1 protein-coding gene is annotated in these 537 nt (G+C 63.1%); it reads right to left on the bottom strand.

Translation table 11 applies throughout. The features are described 5' to 3' along the window. On the bottom strand, positions 1-447 hold a 447-nt coding region (locus tag AC1DU6_RS35565), incomplete at its 3' end, for an OsmC family protein (protein WP_477863320.1). Positions 448-537: the final 90 nt, after the last annotated feature.

Genomic DNA, 537 nt, shown 5'->3' with positions numbered 1-537 from the left:
ATAACGCTCGGTCAGCTTCAGCAGCAGATCGAGCTTGTCCTGCGGCGCGTCGGTGTCGACATCGAAGCGCAGGCGGATTTCGGCGAAGCCGACCGGGGCTTCTTTGTCGACGCCGAGCGTGCCGCGGAAATCGAGATCGCCCTCGGCCGTCACGTTGCCGGACTTCAGCGGAATTTCGACGGCGGTGGCCACTGATTTCAGCGTGACGCCGGCGCAGGCCACCAGTGCTTCCAGCAGCATGTCGCCGGAACAGAGTTCGAGGCCGGAGCCGCCTGTGGCCGGATGCAGACCAGCGGCTGCGATCTGCCGACCGGTCTCGACCTTGCAGGCGATGCCGTCATTGTCGATCGAGCCCTTGGCTTTGAGCGTGATGAAGGCAGCCTTGGGATCGGTCTTGTAGAGCTCTTTGATAGGGGCCTGGGTGGCGCGAAGCGCGGCGGCGTCCATGATATCTCTCCCTGAGATTTTGTTAGTTGCAGCTTTATTAGCTCGCGGTGCTGTTGTCACCACCACGCGCCGACCGCCTCGGCAGGTGCG

Source organism: Roseateles sp. P5_B10, from assembly GCF_056400485.1.
This window is presented reverse-complemented; position numbering and strand designations above follow the sequence as displayed.